Raw genomic sequence first — 18,608 nt, forward strand, 5'->3', positions numbered from 1 at the left:
GAATTTGCCTGGCGGCCGTAGCGCGGTGGTCCCACCTGACCCCATGCCGAACTCAGAAGTGAAACGCCGTAGCGCCGATGGTAGTGTGGGGTCTCCCCATGCGAGAGTAGGGAACTGCCAGGCATCAGATAAAGCGAAAGGCCATCCGGAAGGATGGCCTTTTTGCGTTGCTGGTGCGGAATAAATGCCGGATGCGACGCTGGCGCGTCTTATCCGTCCTACGCAGAGTTACGGTAGGGGGCAACAGCGCATTATTCCCCCACATACGCCAGATTCAGCAACGGATACGGTTTCCCCAAATCGTCCACCTCAGAGCGTCCTGTAACCTTAAACCCCATCTTCTTATAGAACCCAACCGCCTGCGTATTTTGCTCATTAACGTTGGTTGTCAGTTCCGGTGCCATTGAGAGCGCATGTTTCACCAGCATTCGACCCACGCCAGCGCCACGCACATAAGGATCGATAAACAGCGCATCCATATGCTGCCCGCTTAGCAACATAAACCCAACCGGCCGATCCCGCTCATTAACCGCGACCCACAATGGCGCTTCCGGCAGAAACGAACGTACCAGCTCTTCCAGTTCAGCCCGATACTCTGCTGATAAAAAATCATGGGTGGCATCGACAGAACGACACCAAATCGCAACCAACTCTTCCCCTTCCTCATGCCGTGAGCGGCGAATACTAATAACCATTTTCTCTCCTTTTATTGGTGCTTATATCCTAACGCAATCTTTTCCTTGAAACTTTCTCACCTTCAACATGCAGGCTCGACATTGGCAAATTTTCTGGTTATCTTCAGCTATCTGGATGTCTAAACGTATAAGCGTATATAAAGAGGTAATCAGGTTATGCCGATTCGTGTGCCGGACGAGCTGCCCGCCGTCAATTTCTTGCGTGAAGAAAACGTCTTTGTGATGACAACTTCTCGCGCGTCTGGTCAGGAAATTCGTCCGCTTAAGGTTCTGATCCTTAACCTGATGCCGAAGAAGATCGAAACTGAAAATCAGTTTCTGCGTCTGCTTTCAAACTCGCCCTTACAGGTCGATATTCAGCTGTTGCGCATCGATTCCCGCGAGTCGCGCAACACGCCCGCAGAGCATCTGAACAACTTCTACTGCAACTTTGAAGACATTCAGGAGCAGAACTTCGATGGTCTGATTGTAACTGGCGCGCCACTGGGTCTGGTGGAGTTTAATGACGTCGCTTACTGGCCGCAGATCAAACAGGTGCTGGAGTGGTCGAAAGATCACGTCACCTCAACGCTGTTTGTCTGTTGGGCGGTTCAGGCCGCACTCAATATTCTTTACGGCATTCCTAAGCAAACTCGCACGGACAAACTCTCTGGCGTTTACGAGCATCACATTCTCCATCCTCATGCGCTTCTGACGCGTGGCTTTGATGATTCATTCCTGGCACCGCATTCGCGCTATGCTGACTTTCCGGCAGCGTTGATTCGTGATTACACAGATCTGGAAATTCTGGCAGAGACGGAAGAAGGGGACGCATATCTGTTTGCCAGCAAAGATAAGCGTATTGCCTTTGTAACGGGGCATCCGGAATACGATGCGCAAACGCTGGCGCAGGAATATTTCCGTGATGTTGAAGCCGGGCTAAACCCGGATGTACCGTATAACTATTTCCCGCACAACGATCCGCAAAACAAACCGCGAGCGAGCTGGCGCAGCCACGGCAACTTGCTATTTACCAACTGGCTCAACTATTACGTCTATCAGATCACTCCATACGATCTACGCCATATGAATCCAACGCTGGATTAATCGTCTGCGGCAAAGGATCGTTAAGCGTTTCAGCACCTTGAATCAGGCACCTTCGGGTGCCTTTTTTATTTCCGAAACACACCTCAACAGGTGAATAAATTTTATCCCCATTGTTATCAATAAGTTAAATTAAATTTAAATTAAAAATGGAAATTGTTTTTGATTTTGCATTTTAAATGAGTAGTCTTAGTTGTGCTGAACGAAAAGCGCACAACGATCCTTCGTTCACAGTGGGGAAGTTTTCGGATCCATGACGAGGAGCAGCACGATGACTGAACAGGCAACAACAACCGATGAACTGGTTTTCACAAGGCCGTATGGCGAGCAGGAGAAGCAAATTCTTACTGCCGAAGCGGTAGAATTTCTGACTGAACTGGTGACGCATTTTACGCCACAACGCAATAAACTTCTGGCAGCGCGCATTCAGCAACAGCAGGATATTGATAACGGAACGTTGCCTGATTTTATTTCGGAAACAGCTTCCATTCGTGATGGCAATTGGAAAATTCGCGGGATTCCTGCGGACTTAGAAGATCGCCGCGTAGAGATTACCGGGCCGGTTGAGCGCAAGATGGTGATCAACGCGCTCAACGCCAATGTGAAAGTCTTTATGGCTGACTTTGAGGATTCACTGGCTCCGGGCTGGAACAAAGTGATCGACGGGCAAATTAATCTGCGCGATGCGGTTAACGGCACCATCAGTTACACCAACGAAGCCGGCAAAATTTATCAACTCAAACCCAATCCGGCGGTTTTGATTTGTCGGGTACGCGGTCTGCACTTGCCGGAAAAACATGTCACCTGGCGCGGTGAAGCCATCCCTGGCAGCCTGTTTGATTTTGCACTCTACTTTTTCCACAACTACCAGGCCCTATTGGCAAAAGGCAGCGGCCCTTATTTCTATCTGCCGAAAACCCAGTCCTGGCAGGAAGCAGCATGGTGGAGCGAAGTTTTCAGCTATGCCGAAGATCGCTTTAATCTGCCGCGCGGCACTATCAAGGCGACGTTGCTGATCGAAACGCTGCCCGCTGTGTTCCAGATGGACGAAATCCTTCACGCGTTGCGCGACCATATTGTTGGTCTGAACTGCGGTCGCTGGGATTATATCTTCAGCTATATCAAAACGTTGAAAAATTATCCCGACCGTGTCCTGCCAGACCGCCAGGCTGTGACAATGGACAAACCGTTCCTTAATGCCTACTCACGCCTGTTAATCAAAACCTGCCATAAACGCGGCGCATTTGCGATGGGCGGCATGGCGGCGTTTATTCCGAGCAAAGATGAAGAGCGCAATAACCAGGTGCTCAACAAAGTGAAAGCGGATAAATCGCTGGAAGCCAATAACGGTCACGATGGCACATGGATCGCCCATCCTGGCCTTGCTGACACGGCAATGGCGGTTTTCAACGACATCCTCGGTTCCCGTAAAAATCAGCTTGAGGTGATGCGCGAACAAGACGCGCCGATTACTGCCGATCAGCTGCTGGCACCTTGTGACGGTGAACGCACCGAAGAAGGTATGCGCGCCAACATTCGCGTGGCTGTGCAGTACATCGAAGCGTGGATCTCTGGCAACGGTTGTGTGCCGATTTATGGCCTGATGGAAGATGCGGCGACGGCTGAAATTTCCCGTACCTCCATCTGGCAGTGGATCCATCATCAAAAAACGTTGAGTAATGGCAAACCGGTGACCAAAGCCTTGTTCCGTCAGATGCTGGGCGAAGAGATGAAAGTCATTGCCAGCGAACTGGGCGAAGAACGTTTCTCCCAGGGGCGTTTTGACGACGCCGCACGCCTGATGGAACAGATCACTACATCCGATGAACTAATTGATTTCCTGACCCTGCCAGGCTACCGCCTGTTAGCGTAAACCACCACATAACTATGGAGCATCTGCACATGAAAACCCGTACACAACAAATTGAAGAATTACAGAAAGAGTGGACTCAACCGCGTTGGGAAGGCATTACTCGCCCGTACAGCGCGGAAGATGTGGTGAAATTACGCGGTTCGGTCAATCCGGAATGTACGCTGGCGCAGCTGGGCGCGGCGAAAATGTGGCGCCTGCTGCATGGTGAATCGAAAAAAGGCTACATCAACAGCCTCGGTGCACTGACTGGCGGTCAGGCACTGCAACAGGCGAAAGCGGGTATTGAAGCGGTTTACTTGTCTGGCTGGCAGGTCGCGGCAGACGCTAACCTCGCGGCCAGCATGTATCCGGATCAGTCTCTCTACCCGGCAAACTCGGTGCCAGCCGTGGTGGAACGGATCAACAACACCTTCCGTCGTGCCGATCAGATCCAGTGGTCTGCTGGTATTGAACCGGGCGATCCGCGTTATGTCGATTACTTCCTGCCGATCGTCGCCGATGCGGAAGCCGGTTTTGGCGGTGTTTTGAATGCCTTTGAACTGATGAAAGCGATGATTGAAGCCGGTGCAGCGGCAGTTCACTTCGAAGATCAGCTCGCGTCCGTGAAGAAATGTGGTCACATGGGTGGCAAAGTGCTGGTGCCAACTCAGGAAGCTATTCAGAAACTGGTCGCAGCGCGTCTGGCAGCCGACGTGACGGGCGTTCCAACTCTGCTGGTTGCACGTACCGATGCTGATGCAGCAGACCTGATCACCTCTGATTGCGATCCGTATGACAGCGAATTTATTACCGGCGAGCGTACCAGCGAAGGCTTCTTCCGTACTCACGCAGGCATTGAACAAGCGATCAGCCGTGGCCTGGCGTATGCGCCGTATGCCGACCTGGTTTGGTGTGAAACTTCTACACCGGATCTGGAACTGGCACGTCGCTTTGCGGAAGCTATCCACGCGAAATACCCGGGCAAACTGTTGGCCTATAACTGCTCGCCATCGTTCAACTGGCAGAAAAATCTCGACGACAAAACTATCGCCAGCTTCCAGCAGCAGCTGTCGGATATGGGCTACAAATTCCAGTTCATCACCCTGGCGGGGATCCACAGCATGTGGTTTAACATGTTCGACCTGGCAAACGCCTATGCACAGGGCGAGGGTATGAAGCATTATGTTGAGAAAGTGCAACAGCCAGAATTTGCTGCTGCGAAAGATGGCTATACCTTCGTTTCTCATCAGCAGGAAGTGGGTACGGGTTACTTCGATAAAGTGACAACCATTATTCAGGGCGGCACGTCGTCAGTTACTGCGCTGACTGGCTCCACCGAAGAATCGCAGTTCTAAGCAACCTATAAACGTTGCTGACTGTAGGCCGGATAAGGCGTTCACGCCGCATCCGGCAATCAGCGCCTGATGCGACGCTGACGCGTCTTTTCCGGCAATTCTCTGCTCCTGATGAGGGCAACAAATGCCGCGTGGCCTGGAATTACTGATTGCACAAACCATTTTACAAGGTTTCGACGCCCAGTATGGTCGATTCCTCGAAGTGACTTCCGGGGCGCAGCAGCGTTTCGAACAAGCCGACTGGCACGCTGTCCAGCAGGCGATGAAAAACCGTATCCATCTTTACGATCATCACGTGGGGCTGGTAGTGGAGCAACTGCGCTGCATTACCAACGGTCAAAGCACGGATGCCGCATTTTTACTACACGTCAAAGAACATTACACCCGGCTGTTGCCGGATTACCCGCGCTTCGAGATTGCGGAGAGTTTTTTCAACTCCGTATACTGCCGGTTATTTGACCACCGCTCGCTTACTCCCGAGCGGCTTTTTATCTTTAGCTCCCAGCCGGAGCGCCGCTTTCGTACTATTCCGCGCCCGCTGGCAAAAGATTTTTATCCCGATCATGGCTGGGAATCTCTGCTGATGCGCGTTCTCAGCGACCTGCCGCTGCGTCTGCGCTGGCAGAATAAAAGCCGCGATATCAACTACATCATTCGCCATCTGACGGAGACGCTGGGGACAGACAACCTCGCCGAAAGTCATTTACAGGTGGCGAACGAATTGTTTTACCGCAATAAAGCCGCCTGGCTGGTGGGCAAACTGATCACGCCTTCCGGCACGTTGCCCTTTTTGCTGCCGATCCATCAGACGGACAATGGCGAGTTATTTATTGATACCTGCCTGACGACGACCGCCGAAGCGAGCATCGTCTTTGGCTTTGCGCGATCCTATTTTATGGTTTACGCGCCGCTGCCAGCTGCGCTGGTCGAGTGGTTACGGGAAATTCTGCCGGGCAAAACCACCGCAGAACTGTATATGGCTATCGGCTGCCAGAAACACGCTAAAACCGAAAGTTACCGCGAATATCTCGTTTATCTACAGGGCTGTAATGAACAGTTTATTGAAGCGCCGGGCATTCGTGGAATGGTGATGCTGGTGTTCACGCTGCCGGGTTTTGATCGAGTATTCAAAGTGATCAAAGACAAGTTCGCGCCGCAGAAAGAGATGTCTGCTGCTCACGTCCGCGCCTGCTATCAACTGGTTAAGGAACACGATCGCGTAGGGCGAATGGCAGATACCCAGGAGTTTGAAAACTTTGTACTGGAGAAGCGGCATATTTCCCCGGCATTAATGGAATTACTGCTCCAGGAAGCACCGGAAAAAATTACCGATCTCGGCGAACAGATTGTGATTCGCCATCTCTATATCGAACGGCGAATGGTGCCGCTCAATATCTGGCTTGAGCAAGTTGAAGGGCAGCAACTGCGCGACGCTATTGAAGAGTATGGCAACGCCATTCGCCAGCTTGCCGCTGCCAATATCTTCCCTGGGGATATGTTATTTAAAAACTTTGGCGTCACCCGTCACGGGCGCGTGGTGTTTTATGATTACGATGAAATTTGCTACATGACGGAAGTGAATTTCCGCGACATACCGCCACCGCGCTACCCGGAAGACGAGCTCGCCAGCGAACCCTGGTACAGCGTCTCGCCCGGCGATGTTTTCCCGGAAGAGTTCCGTCACTGGCTATGCGCTGACCCGCGCATTGGCCCGCTGTTTGAAGAAATGCACGCTGACCTGTTCCGCGCCGACTACTGGCGCGCGCTACAAAACCGTATCCGTGAAGGGCATGTGGAAGATGTCTATGCGTATCGGCGCAGGCAGCGGTTTAGCGTGCGGTTTGTATAAATCGGAGGCGAAAAGTTACCGCATTCCACCATACGCCAGCGTGACTTCTTTCGCCGCTTTAATCACCATCGCGCCAAACTCGGTTACGCGGTCATCGGTAATACGTGAAATCGGCCCGGAAATCGAAATTGCGGCAAACGGTTCGCGATGCTCATCGAAAATACACGCCGCGAGACAACGCAGTCCCAGCGCATGTTCCTCATCGTCAAATGAATAACCTCGTTTGCGCGTTTGTGCGAGGTCTTCTTTTAAATGCACAGGAGAAACCAGCGTTGCGTGGGTATAGGCATGTAAACCTTTACGATGCAGCAGTTTCGTCACCTGTTCTTCGCTCAGTTGGGCTAAAAAGGCTTTACCGGCACCGGAAGCGTGCATCGGTAATTTACCGCCGATAGGAGCGGACATACGCATCAGATGCGTACACTGTACCTGGTCGATAATAATCGCTTCGTGATCGCTTTGATCCAGCACCGCCATATTGACCGTTTCGCCAGACTCTTCCATCAGGTTGCGCAGAATAGGATGGACAATGGCTAACAAATTACGGCTCTGGAGAAAGCTGCTGCCGACCATAAAGGCATGTGCGCCGATCGCCCAGTGACCCAGTTCGCCAACCTGACGGACGAAGCCCTGCTGTTGCATCGTGGTTAGCAGTCGGTGGGTGGTAGAGTTGGGTAATCCGGCTTGTTGCGCCAGTTCGGTTAACGCTACGCTGCCATTGGATTCGGCAATCCACTCCAGTAATTTCAGGCCACGCGTTAAAGACTGAACCTGTCCGGTCGCAGGTGCGGTGGCAACGGCGGGTTTTCTGCCGCGTTTTGCGGGAATGGGTGCGACCATGACAGCCTCCTTTTTCTGTATCGTGGAAATCATTTTCATTTTTATTGTTAACTAATGCAATAGCTGCTGCACTGATCCGATGAGTTAATGTTGAACAAATCTCATGTTGCGTAGTGGTCGCTTTTACCACAGATGCGTTTATGCCAGTATGGTTTGTTGAATTTTTATTAAATCTGGGTTGAGCGTGTCGGGAGCAAGTGTGAGCAGCAAAGTGGAACAACTGCGTGCGCAGTTAAATGAACGTATTCTGGTGCTGGACGGCGGAATGGGCACCATGATCCAGAGTTATCGACTGAACGAAGCCGATTTTCGTGGTGAACGCTTTGCCGACTGGCCGTGCGATCTCAAAGGCAACAATGACCTGCTGGTGCTCAGTAAACCGGGCGTGATTGCTGCTATCCACAACGCTTACTTTGAAGCGGGCGCGGATATCATCGAAACCAACACCTTCAACTCCACGACCATTGCGATGGCGGATTACCAGATGGAATCCCTGTCAGCGGAAATCAACTTTGCGGCGGCGAAACTGGCGCGTGCCTGTGCCGACGAATGGAGCGCCCGCACGCCAGAGAAACCGCGCTACGTTGCTGGTGTTCTCGGCCCAACCAACCGCACGGCATCTATTTCTCCGGACGTAAACGACCCGGCATTCCGTAACATTACCTTTGATCAGCTGGTGGCAGCCTATCGCGAATCCACTAAAGCACTGGTGGAAGGCGGTGTAGACCTGATTCTGATTGAAACTGTCTTCGACACCCTCAACGCTAAAGCGGCGGTCTTTGCGGTGAAAACGGAGTTTGAAGCCCTGGGCGTGGAATTGCCGATTATGATCTCCGGCACCATCACCGACGCCTCCGGCCGCACGCTCTCCGGGCAAACCACCGAAGCGTTTTACAACTCTCTGCGCCATGCCGAAGCCCTGACTTTCGGCCTCAACTGTGCGCTGGGGCCAGATGAACTGCGCCAGTATGTGCAGGAGCTGTCGCGAATAGCAGAATGCTACGTCACCGCTCACCCGAATGCCGGGCTGCCTAACGCCTTTGGTGAATACGATCTCGACGCCGACACGATGGCAAAACAGATTCGCGAATGGGCGGAAGCGGGCTTCCTGAATATCGTCGGCGGTTGCTGCGGCACCACGCCACAACATATTGCGGCTATGAGCCGTGCAGTGGAAGGATTAGCGCCGCGCAAATTGCCTGAGATCCCCATAGCCTGCCGTTTATCCGGCCTGGAGCCGCTGAATATTGGCGACGATAGCCTGTTTGTGAACGTCGGCGAGCGGACTAACGTCACCGGTTCTGCCAAATTCAAACGCCTGATCAAAGAAGAGAAATACAGCGAGGCGCTGGATGTGGCGCGTCAGCAGGTGGAAAACGGCGCGCAGATTATCGATATCAATATGGATGAAGGAATGCTCGACGCCGAAGCGGCGATGGTGCGTTTCCTCAGCCTGATTGCGGGTGAACCGGATATTGCCCGCGTGCCGATTATGATCGACTCTTCAAAATGGGACGTCATTGAAAAAGGGCTGAAGTGTATTCAGGGCAAAGGCATTGTTAACTCCATCTCGATGAAAGAGGGGGTCGATGCCTTTATCCATCACGCAAAACTGTTGCGTCGTTACGGTGCGGCAGTGGTGGTTATGGCCTTTGACGAACAGGGCCAGGCCGATACCCGTGCACGGAAAATCGAGATTTGCCGTCGGGCGTACAAAATCCTCACCGAAGAGGTTGGCTTTCCGCCGGAAGATATCATCTTTGACCCGAACATCTTCGCGGTCGCAACTGGCATTGAAGAGCACAATAACTACGCGCAGGACTTTATCGGCGCGTGTGAAGACATCAAACGCGAACTGCCGCACGCGCTGATCTCCGGCGGCGTTTCCAACGTTTCCTTCTCGTTCCGTGGCAACGATCCGGTGCGCGAAGCCATTCACGCGGTGTTCCTCTACTACGCTATTCGTAACGGTATGGATATGGGGATCGTCAACGCCGGGCAACTGGCGATTTACGACGACTTGCCCGCTGAACTGCGCGACGCGGTGGAAGATGTGATCCTCAACCGGCGCGACGATGGCACCGAGCGTTTACTGGAACTTGCCGAGAAATATCGCGGTAGTAAAACAGACGACACCGCTAACGCCCAGCAGGCAGAGTGGCGCTCATGGGATGTGAAAAAACGCCTGGAGTACTCGCTGGTTAAAGGCATTACTGAATTTATCGAACAAGACACCGAAGAAGCGCGCCAGCAGGCTACGCGCCCGATTGAAGTGATTGAAGGCCCGCTGATGGACGGCATGAACGTGGTCGGCGATCTGTTTGGCGAAGGGAAAATGTTCCTGCCGCAGGTAGTGAAATCGGCGCGCGTTATGAAGCAGGCGGTGGCATATCTCGAACCGTTTATCGAAGCCAGCAAAGAGCAGGGCAAAACCAACGGCAAGATGGTGATCGCCACCGTGAAGGGCGATGTGCACGATATCGGTAAAAATATCGTTGGCGTAGTGCTGCAATGTAATAACTACGAAATTGTCGATCTCGGCGTTATGGTGCCTGCGGAAAAAATTCTCCGCACCGCCAAAGAAGTGAATGCCGATTTGATTGGCCTTTCGGGGCTGATCACGCCGTCGCTGGACGAAATGGTTAACGTGGCGAAAGAGATGGAGCGTCAGGGCTTCACCATTCCGCTATTGATTGGCGGTGCGACCACCTCAAAAGCGCACACGGCGGTGAAAATAGAGCAGAACTACAGTGGCCCGACGGTGTATGTACAAAACGCCTCGCGCACCGTTGGCGTTGTGGCGGCGCTGCTTTCCGACACTCAGCGTGACGACTTTGTCGCTCGTACCCGCAAAGAGTACGAAACCGTGCGTATTCAGCACGGGCGCAAGAAACCGCGCACACCGCCGGTCACGCTGGAAGCGGCGCGTGATAACGACTTCGCTTTTGACTGGCAGGCTTACACGCCGCCGGTGGCGCACCGTCTCGGCGTGCAGGAAGTCGAAGCCAGCATCGAAACCCTGCGTAATTACATCGACTGGACGCCGTTCTTTATGACCTGGTCGCTGGCCGGGAAGTATCCGCGCATTCTGGAAGATGAAGTGGTAGGCGTTGAGGCGAAACGCCTGTTTAAAGACGCCAATGACATGCTGGATAAATTAAGCGCCGAGAAAACACTGAATCCACGCGGTGTGGTTGGTCTGTTCCCGGCAAACCGTGTGGGCGACGACATTGAAATCTACCGCGACGAAACGCGCACCCATGTGATCAACGTCAGCCACCATCTACGCCAACAGACGGAAAAAACCGGCTTCGCCAACTACTGCCTTGCGGATTTCGTGGCACCGAAGCTCTCCGGCAAGGCGGATTACATCGGCGCATTTGCCGTGACTGGCGGGCTGGAAGAAGACGCGCTGGCTGATGCATTCGAAGCGCAGCACGATGATTACAACAAAATCATGGTGAAAGCCCTTGCCGACCGTCTGGCTGAAGCCTTTGCGGAGTATCTCCATGAGCGTGTGCGTAAAGTCTACTGGGGCTATGCGCCGAACGAGAATCTCAGCAATGAAGAGCTGATCCGCGAAAACTATCAGGGTATCCGCCCGGCACCCGGCTACCCGGCCTGCCCGGAACATACGGAAAAAGCCACCATCTGGGAGCTGCTGGAAGTGGAAAAACACACCGGCATGAAACTCACGGAATCTTTCGCGATGTGGCCTGGAGCTTCGGTTTCGGGTTGGTATTTCAGCCACCCGGATAGCAAGTATTACGCCGTGGCGCAAATTCAGCGCGACCAGGTCGAAGACTATGCTCGCCGTAAAGGAATGAGCGTTGCTGATGTTGAACGCTGGCTGGCGCCGAATCTGGGGTATGACGCGGACTGATTCACAAATCTGTCACTTTTCCTTACAACAAACAGGGCGCTCAATGAGTGCCCTGTCTCTTTATTAATATGAAACACTTATACTGGTCTTATATCAGACCGGAAAAGCGCAGCTCGCCCCCTTCGGTATCTGTTTCAGGAGCATATAACGATAAGGAGAACCTGAACTCGTGTTAACACTGCTTCACCTGCTTTCTGCCGTCGCCCTGCTGGTCTGGGGGACGCATATTGTTCGAACAGGCGTAATGCGCGTCTTCGGCGCGCGTCTGCGTACTGTTCTTAGCCGAAGCGTCGAAAAGAAGCCGCTTGCCTTTTGCGCGGGGATCGGCGTTACCGCACTGGTGCAGAGCAGTAATGCCACCACCATGCTGGTGACCTCGTTTGTCGCCCAGGATCTGGTTGCTCTCGCACCGGCTCTGGTGATTGTGCTGGGTGCAGATGTCGGGACGGCGCTAATGGCGCGTATTCTCACCTTCGACTTATCCTGGCTGTCACCGTTACTTATTTTTATCGGCGTGATTTTTTTCCTCGGACGCAAACAGTCACGCGCCGGGCAACTGGGCCGCGTCGGTATTGGTCTTGGGCTGATTTTACTGGCGCTGGAATTGATTGTGCAGGCCGTAACGCCGATCACCCAGGCAAACGGCGTTCAGGTGATCTTTGCCTCGCTGACGGGTGACATTCTGCTGGATGCGCTGATTGGCGCGATGTTCGCCATTATCAGCTACTCCAGTCTTGCCGCCGTACTGCTGACCGCCACTCTGACCGCCGCAGGCATAATCTCCTTCCCGGTGGCACTGTGTCTGGTGATTGGTGCTAACCTTGGCTCCGGCCTGCTGGCGATGCTTAACAACAGTGCCGCCAATGCCGCAGCCCGCCGTGTGGCGCTGGGTAGCCTGCTGTTTAAGCTGGTGGGAAGCCTGATTATCCTGCCGTTTGTCCATGTTCTGGCTGAATCCATGGATAAACTGCCTTTGCCGAAAGCGGAACTGGTAATCTATTTCCACGTCTTCTACAACCTTGTGCGCTGTCTGGTAATGCTGCCATTTGTTGACCCGATGGCGCGGTTTTGCAAAACGATTATTCGCGATGAACCCGAATTGGATGCCCATCTGAAACCAAAACATCTGGACGTTAGCGCGCTGGATACGCCAACGCTCGCCTTGGCCAATGCGGCGCGCGAAACATTGCGCATCGGTGACGCAATGGAACAGATGATGGAAGGGCTGAATAAAGTGATGCACGGCGCGCCTCGTGAAGAGAAAGAGCTGCGCAAGCTGGCGGATGATATCAACGTGTTGTATACCGCGATTAAACTTTACCTTGCGCGGATGCCAAAAGAGGAGCTGGCAGAAGAAGAGTCTCGACGCTGGGCGGAAATCATTGAAATGGCGCTCAATCTGGAACAGGCCTCCGATATCGTTGAGCGTATGGGTAGTGAAATTGCTGACAAATCGCTGGCAGCGCGGCGGGCATTTTCGATTGATGGGTTGAAAGAACTGGATGCGCTCTATGAGCAATTGCTCAGCAATTTAAAACTGGCGATGTCGGTTTTCTTCTCTGGCGATGTCACCAGCGCCCGTCGTTTGCGCCGCAGCAAGCATCGTTTTCGTATTCTTAATCGCCGTTATTCCCACGCTCACGTAGATCGCCTGCATCAGCAGAACGTGCAGAGTATTGAAACCAGTTCGCTACATTTAGGCTTGCTGGGAGATATGCAGCGTCTGAACTCGCTGTTTTGTTCAGTCGCTTACAGCGTGCTGGAACAACCAGATGAAGATGAGGGGCGGGACGAGTATTAATATTGTGCATGGGATGCCGGGCGGCGCTGCCCCCGGCAATTCACTTAAAAACGGTGCCCGGCTTCCAGCGGAACCGCTTCTTCACCAGCCTTAAACACATAGGTGGTATTCGGGCCGCCCAGTGTAGCGTGACCTTTACTCACCGTGATCCAGTTACCTTCCGGCAGACCAATAATCGTCAACTCTGGCGCAACCACCAGCAGTTCGCGAATACGCTGCTCGCGCGTTTCACCTTTATGGCCTTCCGGCAGCGCGTTGGTGAAGTGCGGGTTGATTTGCAGCGGGAACAGATTCAGCGCATCGAAACCTTGTGGATCGACAATTGGCATATCGTTGGTGGTGCGGATAGTTGGGCAAGCGAGGTTAGCGCCTGCACTCCAGCCAATGTACAGCGCGCCGCGTTTCACCACGTCAACAATTGGTGCCAGCAGACCGCGCACACGGCATTCCTTCAGTAACTGGAAAGTGTTGCCACCGCCGACAATCACGATTTCCGCATTTTCAATTGCGGCAACAGGATCGGCAACGCTATGAATACCGGTGACAGAAACACCCAGCGGAGCGAGAACCGCAGCCGTTTTGGCGGTGTAATTATCCCAGGTTTGCGTTACGCCAGCGAAAGGAATAAACACCGCTGAACGGCGCCCCTGCAACTGTTCAGCAATCAGCGGCAGCGCATGTTCCAGCCAGGCTTTTCCCGGCAGCGTCGAGTTACTCAATAAAAGCAGTTCCATTACTTCTCCGGTTAGTAAGAAATCACGGGAGCCATGCTACCACTGTGATTTTAACTGCTTACTGACATGGCTCACGATGTCGCGTATTGCTTCTGGAAAGCGCCTCGCAAGTTTGAATGATCAGGCGTGACAGGTATTCGTAGTAGATGTATTTTTCGACAAATTTCTAAGGGAACTGGAGGAAAAATGCTCGCTAATTACGCTACTTTTAGACAGAGTATGCGCATCATGATGGAGGGAATTATGCGCACAATATCGAAGGTGAAAAAATCTGTTAATGCCTCGCTGCCACCAGAGATTCTGGAAGAAGCTCGTAAACTCAAACTCAATCTCTCGGCGGTATTAACCGAAGCGTTACTGGAAAAAATCCGTCAGAATCAGAGAGAAACCTGGTTGCGAGAAAACAAAGAATCTGTCGACGCTGTTAATCAGTGGGTGGATGAGAACGGTTCATTTAGCGATTACCAAAGGTCATTCTAATGGATCAATATTGTGCTTATGAGAACCTGGGGAGTGGGCGGCACGTTTATCCTTATCTCATCAATCTCCAGCATCCTGTCGCCAATGTATTAAAGCATACCATTGTTGCTCCGGCGGTCAGGCTTGATCGCCGGTAAAAGTTTGTCCGGTGGTTTCAATTGCAGGCCTGGATCACATGGTAATGGCACACATGATGACAGGAATATCGCTAAAAGAGTTGGGAGAACGTTAGTCAACAGCGAATCGTACTGCGTGATGCTATCGATTTTCTATTAAACGGCTATTAATGCAGACGCGTAACTTATCGCATCCCGCATAAATCCTGTTTTTTGGGAGGAAGAGGTACGGTATATTCCGCGTTTTACAGGAGAATTTATGCTGCCCGACTCATCAGTCCGTTTAAATAAATACATCAGCGAAAGCGGAATTTGCTCACGCCGCGAAGCGGATCGCTATATCGAGCAAGGCAATGTGTTCCTTAATGGCAAGCGTGCCACCATTGGCGATCAGGTGAAACCCGGCGACGTTGTGAAAGTAAACGGTCAGTTGATTGAGCCTCGGGAAGCCGAAGATTTAGTGCTTATCGCCCTGAATAAGCCAGTGGGGATTGTCAGTACCACGGAAGATGGTGAGCGCGACAACATTGTCGATTTCGTTAACCACAGTAAACGCGTATTCCCGATTGGTCGCCTTGATAAAGACTCCCAGGGGCTGATTTTCCTCACCAATCACGGCGATCTGGTGAATAAGATCCTCCGTGCGGGTAATGACCATGAGAAAGAGTATCTGGTGACGGTGGATAAACCGATTACCGATGAATTTATTCGTGGCATGGGCGCAGGTGTGCCGATCCTCGGGACGGTGACCAAAAAATGCAAAGTCAAAAAAGAAGCGCCATTTGTCTTTCGCATTACCCTGGTGCAGGGGCTGAACCGACAGATTCGTCGCATGTGCGAGCACTTTGGCTACGAAGTGAAGAAGCTGGAACGTACACGGATTATGAACGTCAGCTTAAGCGGCATTCCGCTGGGGGAGTGGCGCGATTTAACTGATGATGAGTTAATCGACCTCTTTAAGCTCATTGAAAATTCCTCTTCCGAGGCAAAACCCAAAGCGAAGGCCAAACCGAAAACGGCGGGTATCAAGCGCCCGGTGGTGAAGATGGAAAAGGCGGCGGAAAAAGGTAGTCGCCCGGCATCAAACGGTAAGCGTTTCACCTCGCCGGGGCGGAAGAAAAAAGGGCGCTAATCAGCGTTTGCCGCGCGTCGATGTATTTGCCGACCAACTGAATGACGCTTCGGGGTCCGGTTTATAAGCCTGCTTTTTCTTCAACTGGCGGGCTTTTTTCGCTTCAGCCTCACGCTCAACCATCAGCTTATCAATGTACTCTTTTTTAATGCTGTTGGTTTCGGCATTGGTCAACACGCGACCATGCGCAATACGCGCCCGATCCAGTAACGTCTTTAATTCGCGCTGTTCACGCTCAGTCATCTCTTTTTGTGTAATACGGGGGAGTGCCATGATGGTGCCCTCATTGAGCCAGAGGGTTCAGTGTACGGGAATTCATTTGCGAGCAGAACTGATAATATTCATTTTGCCGTCTCTTAAATATTTATCTCTCTCGATAATTAGTGATAAATGCAGATAAAAATTTAACGGAAATTATTATCCAGCAAGTTAACTAATTTAATTAAATCTTTATCATTCAATTAATTAAGTGTGTAATTTCACTTTTGGCACACTTTTAGCAAAAAACTTTCGCGTTGATACTGAATGATACAGGGGATTTAACCCCGTTGGCACACCAGATTTGGCGCTGATACGGATGAATACGCAGCAAGTCCAGATACAAACGGATGTGATGAACACGGTATTGCAGCCACGGCGCAAAGGGGCTATTAAAGGCCGAGATGCGATACTGACATATTCTTGCGCAACTGGTTGAAGCGGAGAAATCCGCGCAGGCAAATGTGATTCGTCGGCGTGAAGAAACCGCCGCCACGCGTTCGTTGCTGAACACCGCCAAAGTCATGGAAAACAACCCGGTGGCGTTGCGCTTAAAAGAGCTGGAAACGCTGGAGAGAGTGGCTGAGTGGATCGATTACATCTCTGTATTTGGTGGTCTTAACCAGGTTCTGCACGGGTTAGTCAATATCAAAGGATGAGGAAAATGTCCTTAAATGGAGTCAGTGCTGCGATGCGTGAACGGGTATCGCAGCAGTTAAAGGAAATTGAACGGCGGTATGGTGTGAAAGTGCTGTACGCCTGCGAATCAGGGAGTCGCGGCTGGGGTTTTGCTTCGCCAGACAGCGATTATGATGTGCGTTTTTTGTATGTTCATCCGCTGGAATGGTATCTGCGGGTGGAGTCGCCGCGCGATGTTATCGAACTGCCCATCGACGACGAGTTGGATGTTTCAGGCTGGGAGTGGCGTAAGGCGCTGGGATTATTGAAAGGCGCGAACCCGACGCTGATTGAATGGCTGGACTCACCGGTGGTCTATCAGCAAGACGAAGAAACGATAACGGCGCTAAAAGCGATGACGCCGAAGTGGTTTTCTCCGCTACGTGCGCGCTGGCATTATTATTCGATGGCGCGAAAAAACTTTCGCGGTTATTTGCAGGGCGACGAAGTTCGGCTGAAAAAATACTTTTACGTACTGCGCCCGCTATTGGCTGTGCGCTGGGTCGAATCGGGTAAAGGTGTGCCGCCAATGCGCTTTGCCGAGCTACTGGCGGGAAGCGAACTTGATGCGCCGTTACGCGCAGAAATAGACGAATTGCTGGAACGTAAACAGCGCGCAGGAGAAGCGGAATATGGTCCGCGCCGTCCATTGCTACATGCGTTTATTCGTGCAGAACTGGTGCGTGGAGAAATTCCACCGATTTTACCGGACAGCAGAGACGGCGATGTTCGGGAGCTAGATAATTTGCTGTATCAAACAGTATTGCGCCGGGCATAAAGCCCGGCGTGATTTATTGCTGGTATTGCCAACTGCTGACTAAAGCGTACAAGTGGTTTGGAGAATAGCGCCAGCTTTCCTTCAGTTGCAGAAATTCAGCACAAAATTCACTGCAAAACAGGCGATCGCGCTGTTCTTTATTACCGGTAATAATTCCTAATGCTCCGCGCCAGTCATATTTCTTGCCATCATGTTTACGGAAAAAAGTTTCCACATCCTGAAGGCTGGCCTGGAGCGGCAGCATATCCCACTTATCCGCAGGTAACGGCATTATCTTTCCGCGTACACCGCGATCGCGCAGTGATGCAGAGTAACAAAGGTAACTCTTTTCACCATGCTTAACGGCTAATTCACAGTGGGAATAACTACCGCGTGTGATTTTACGGGTAAGCCAGTCAGCCAGTCGGGCAATACCAAGGTGTTCTGTTCGGCCCTTATAACAAGCGAGCCAGACAGTGGTTTTACTCATGGTTGCCAGCCTGTGGAGTAATCGTAGTCGAGCACCGCCTGAATATCGTCCAGTGCTTTCACCGCCGCGATATGGCGCTGAGCGTTGGCGAACAGGCGCATATCGTGATCCATTGTTACCGATTCAAACTGAGCGGCGATTTCGTTGGTTAACTCAATCAGACCGTTATTTTTAGTTTTCCACATTAAACCTGGAGGGATTTTTTTCTCCGCTCCCATTTTAGTGAGTGAAAGCTGTTGGATACGGCTGCTTGTATCACTGTGGAAGTGATGGTTGTTGATGATGATGTAATCTACCGTTATTTCATCACGTCGATTTTTTATTTCCTGTGTAACCTGTGCCTTGGTATTCTCAAGTGCAATGGTAAATAATGTTTTGTCATATACCCATTTATCATTCTCTAAGATGTAAAAATCACCCGGCGGTGGTGTGGTGATAATTTTGAATGGGTCAAGACATATCCAGCAGATATTATCCTTTAATTTCCATTGTTCATCATTTACTGGTATTACCGAGTTCGGTAACACAACATTTAATAAAGAATCATCTATCCAGTCAATAACTTCAAAAGTTACTGGATGGTAATACGCATATCGTGCCATATT

At 51.8% G+C, this 18,608-nt stretch carries 15 protein-coding genes, 1 rRNA gene and 1 pseudogene; 11 read left to right on the forward strand and 6 right to left on the reverse strand.

The genetic code is table 11. The features are described from left to right. Positions 1–7 precede the first annotated feature (7 nt). Positions 8–123, forward strand: a 5S ribosomal RNA gene (gene rrf, locus C3D30_RS00005). 128 nt (positions 124–251) lie between these two features. Here the strand turns inward: rrf and C3D30_RS00010 are convergent. Further along, complete coding sequence (locus tag C3D30_RS00010; RefSeq protein WP_000236992.1) at positions 252–695, reverse strand: acetyltransferase; 444 nt, start codon at positions 693–695, stop codon at positions 252–254. A 156-nt stretch (positions 696–851) separates the two neighbouring features. Here C3D30_RS00010 and metA point away from each other — a divergent pair, with 156 nt between their 5' ends. From metA to aceK, 4 genes are all read left to right on the forward strand, one after another. Continuing rightward, the gene (gene metA, locus C3D30_RS00015) at positions 852–1,781 is read left to right on the forward strand and encodes a homoserine O-acetyltransferase MetA (protein WP_001122790.1); all 930 of its coding nucleotides are present in this window, start codon (positions 852–854) and stop codon (positions 1,779–1,781) included. Positions 1,782–2,049: 268 nt separating this feature from the next. Beyond that, positions 2,050–3,651 (forward strand): malate synthase A, encoded by a 1,602-nt coding sequence (gene aceB / locus C3D30_RS00020; RefSeq protein WP_000138923.1) that lies wholly within the window; start codon positions 2,050–2,052, stop codon positions 3,649–3,651. 29 nt (positions 3,652–3,680) lie between these two features. Then, entirely contained in the window at positions 3,681–4,985 is a 1,305-nt protein-coding gene (aceA, locus tag C3D30_RS00025; protein ID WP_000857853.1) for an isocitrate lyase, read from the forward strand. A gap of 124 nt (positions 4,986–5,109) precedes the next feature. Then, positions 5,110–6,834 carry a bifunctional isocitrate dehydrogenase kinase/phosphatase gene (aceK, locus tag C3D30_RS00030; RefSeq protein WP_105285587.1) on the forward strand — a complete coding sequence of 575 codons (1,725 nt, stop codon included), beginning with the start codon at positions 5,110–5,112 and terminating at the stop codon, positions 6,832–6,834. A gap of 15 nt (positions 6,835–6,849) precedes the next feature. On the opposite strand, the gene iclR is transcribed toward aceK, so the two are convergent. Further along, on the reverse strand, positions 6,850–7,674 hold the full coding sequence (gene iclR / locus C3D30_RS00035) for a glyoxylate bypass operon transcriptional repressor IclR (protein ID WP_000226403.1): 825 nt from the start codon (positions 7,672–7,674) through the stop codon (positions 6,850–6,852). 199 nt (positions 7,675–7,873) lie between these two features. Between iclR and metH the strand changes: the two genes are divergently transcribed. Both metH and C3D30_RS00045 read left to right on the forward strand, forming a co-directional pair. Beyond that, positions 7,874–11,557 (forward strand): methionine synthase, encoded by a 3,684-nt coding sequence (gene metH / locus C3D30_RS00040; RefSeq protein WP_105286288.1) that lies wholly within the window; start codon positions 7,874–7,876, stop codon positions 11,555–11,557. Positions 11,558–11,726: 169 nt separating this feature from the next. Continuing rightward, on the forward strand, positions 11,727–13,358 hold the full coding sequence (locus tag C3D30_RS00045) for a Na/Pi cotransporter family protein (RefSeq protein WP_000956836.1): 1,632 nt from the start codon (positions 11,727–11,729) through the stop codon (positions 13,356–13,358). 44 nt (positions 13,359–13,402) lie between these two features. On the opposite strand, the gene pepE is transcribed toward C3D30_RS00045, so the two are convergent. Then, complete coding sequence (gene pepE / locus C3D30_RS00050; RefSeq protein ID WP_105286289.1) at positions 13,403–14,092, reverse strand: dipeptidase PepE; 690 nt, start codon at positions 14,090–14,092, stop codon at positions 13,403–13,405. Between the two features lie 186 nt (positions 14,093–14,278). Here pepE and C3D30_RS00055 point away from each other — a divergent pair, with 186 nt between their 5' ends. Together C3D30_RS00055 and rluF are read left to right on the forward strand one after the other, a co-directional pair. Then, positions 14,279–14,572: a type II toxin-antitoxin system CcdA family antitoxin gene (locus C3D30_RS00055; RefSeq protein ID WP_105285590.1), complete on the forward strand. Its 294-nt coding sequence runs from the start codon at positions 14,279–14,281 to the stop codon at positions 14,570–14,572. A gap of 375 nt (positions 14,573–14,947) precedes the next feature. Continuing rightward, positions 14,948–15,820 carry a 23S rRNA pseudouridine(2604) synthase RluF gene (gene rluF / locus C3D30_RS00065; RefSeq protein WP_021551591.1) on the forward strand — a complete coding sequence of 291 codons (873 nt, stop codon included), beginning with the start codon at positions 14,948–14,950 and terminating at the stop codon, positions 15,818–15,820. Here rluF and C3D30_RS00070 read toward each other — a convergent pair whose 3' ends face one another. Next, positions 15,821–16,093: a YjbD family protein gene (locus tag C3D30_RS00070; RefSeq protein WP_001207629.1), complete on the reverse strand. Its 273-nt coding sequence runs from the start codon at positions 16,091–16,093 to the stop codon at positions 15,821–15,823. It abuts the gene before it with no gap. A 401-nt stretch (positions 16,094–16,494) separates the two neighbouring features. Between C3D30_RS00070 and C3D30_RS00075 the strand changes: the two are divergent. Together C3D30_RS00075 and C3D30_RS00080 are read left to right on the forward strand one after the other, a co-directional pair. Continuing rightward, positions 16,495–16,737 (forward strand): annotated as a pseudogene (locus tag C3D30_RS00075) (slipin family protein); the annotation flags it as partial. A gap of 5 nt (positions 16,738–16,742) precedes the next feature. Further along, the gene (locus tag C3D30_RS00080; protein ID WP_105286290.1) at positions 16,743–17,534 is read left to right on the forward strand and encodes a nucleotidyltransferase domain-containing protein; all 792 of its coding nucleotides are present in this window, start codon (positions 16,743–16,745) and stop codon (positions 17,532–17,534) included. A gap of 13 nt (positions 17,535–17,547) precedes the next feature. Here the strand turns inward: C3D30_RS00080 and C3D30_RS00085 are convergent, their stop codons facing one another. Together C3D30_RS00085 and C3D30_RS00090 are read right to left on the reverse strand one after the other, a co-directional pair. Next, the gene (locus tag C3D30_RS00085) at positions 17,548–18,003 is read right to left on the reverse strand and encodes a hypothetical protein (RefSeq protein WP_105286291.1); all 456 of its coding nucleotides are present in this window, start codon (positions 18,001–18,003) and stop codon (positions 17,548–17,550) included. Next, positions 18,000–18,605, reverse strand: a complete 606-nt coding sequence (locus tag C3D30_RS00090; RefSeq protein ID WP_105286292.1) for a DUF4376 domain-containing protein — start codon at positions 18,603–18,605, stop codon at positions 18,000–18,002. The genes C3D30_RS00085 and C3D30_RS00090 overlap by 4 nt, the downstream gene beginning before the upstream one ends. Positions 18,606–18,608: the final 3 nt, after the last annotated feature.

Origin of the sequence: Escherichia sp. MOD1-EC5433 (genome assembly GCF_002966005.1) — a bacterium.
Taxonomy (GTDB): Bacteria; Pseudomonadota; Gammaproteobacteria; order Enterobacterales; family Enterobacteriaceae; genus Escherichia; species Escherichia ruysiae.

Coding starts and splice junctions, on each gene's coding strand:
- C3D30_RS00010 (WP_000236992.1), bottom strand. CDS start 695: ATGGTTATTAGTATTCGCCGCTCACGGCATGAGGAAGGGGAAGAGTTG.
- metA (WP_001122790.1), top strand. CDS start 852: ATGCCGATTCGTGTGCCGGACGAGCTGCCCGCCGTCAATTTCTTGCGT.
- aceB (WP_000138923.1), top strand. CDS start 2,050: ATGACTGAACAGGCAACAACAACCGATGAACTGGTTTTCACAAGGCCG.
- aceA (WP_000857853.1), top strand. CDS start 3,681: ATGAAAACCCGTACACAACAAATTGAAGAATTACAGAAAGAGTGGACT.
- aceK (WP_105285587.1), top strand. CDS start 5,110: ATGCCGCGTGGCCTGGAATTACTGATTGCACAAACCATTTTACAAGGT.
- iclR (WP_000226403.1), bottom strand. CDS start 7,674: ATGGTCGCACCCATTCCCGCAAAACGCGGCAGAAAACCCGCCGTTGCC.
- pepE (WP_105286289.1), bottom strand. CDS start 14,092: ATGGAACTGCTTTTATTGAGTAACTCGACGCTGCCGGGAAAAGCCTGG.
- C3D30_RS00055 (WP_105285590.1), top strand. CDS start 14,279: ATGCTCGCTAATTACGCTACTTTTAGACAGAGTATGCGCATCATGATG.
- rluF (WP_021551591.1), top strand. CDS start 14,948: ATGCTGCCCGACTCATCAGTCCGTTTAAATAAATACATCAGCGAAAGC.
- C3D30_RS00070 (WP_001207629.1), bottom strand. CDS start 16,093: ATGGCACTCCCCCGTATTACACAAAAAGAGATGACTGAGCGTGAACAG.
- C3D30_RS00080 (WP_105286290.1), top strand. CDS start 16,743: ATGTCCTTAAATGGAGTCAGTGCTGCGATGCGTGAACGGGTATCGCAG.
- C3D30_RS00085 (WP_105286291.1), bottom strand. CDS start 18,003: ATGAGTAAAACCACTGTCTGGCTCGCTTGTTATAAGGGCCGAACAGAA.
- C3D30_RS00090 (WP_105286292.1), bottom strand. CDS start 18,605: ATGGCACGATATGCGTATTACCATCCAGTAACTTTTGAAGTTATTGAC.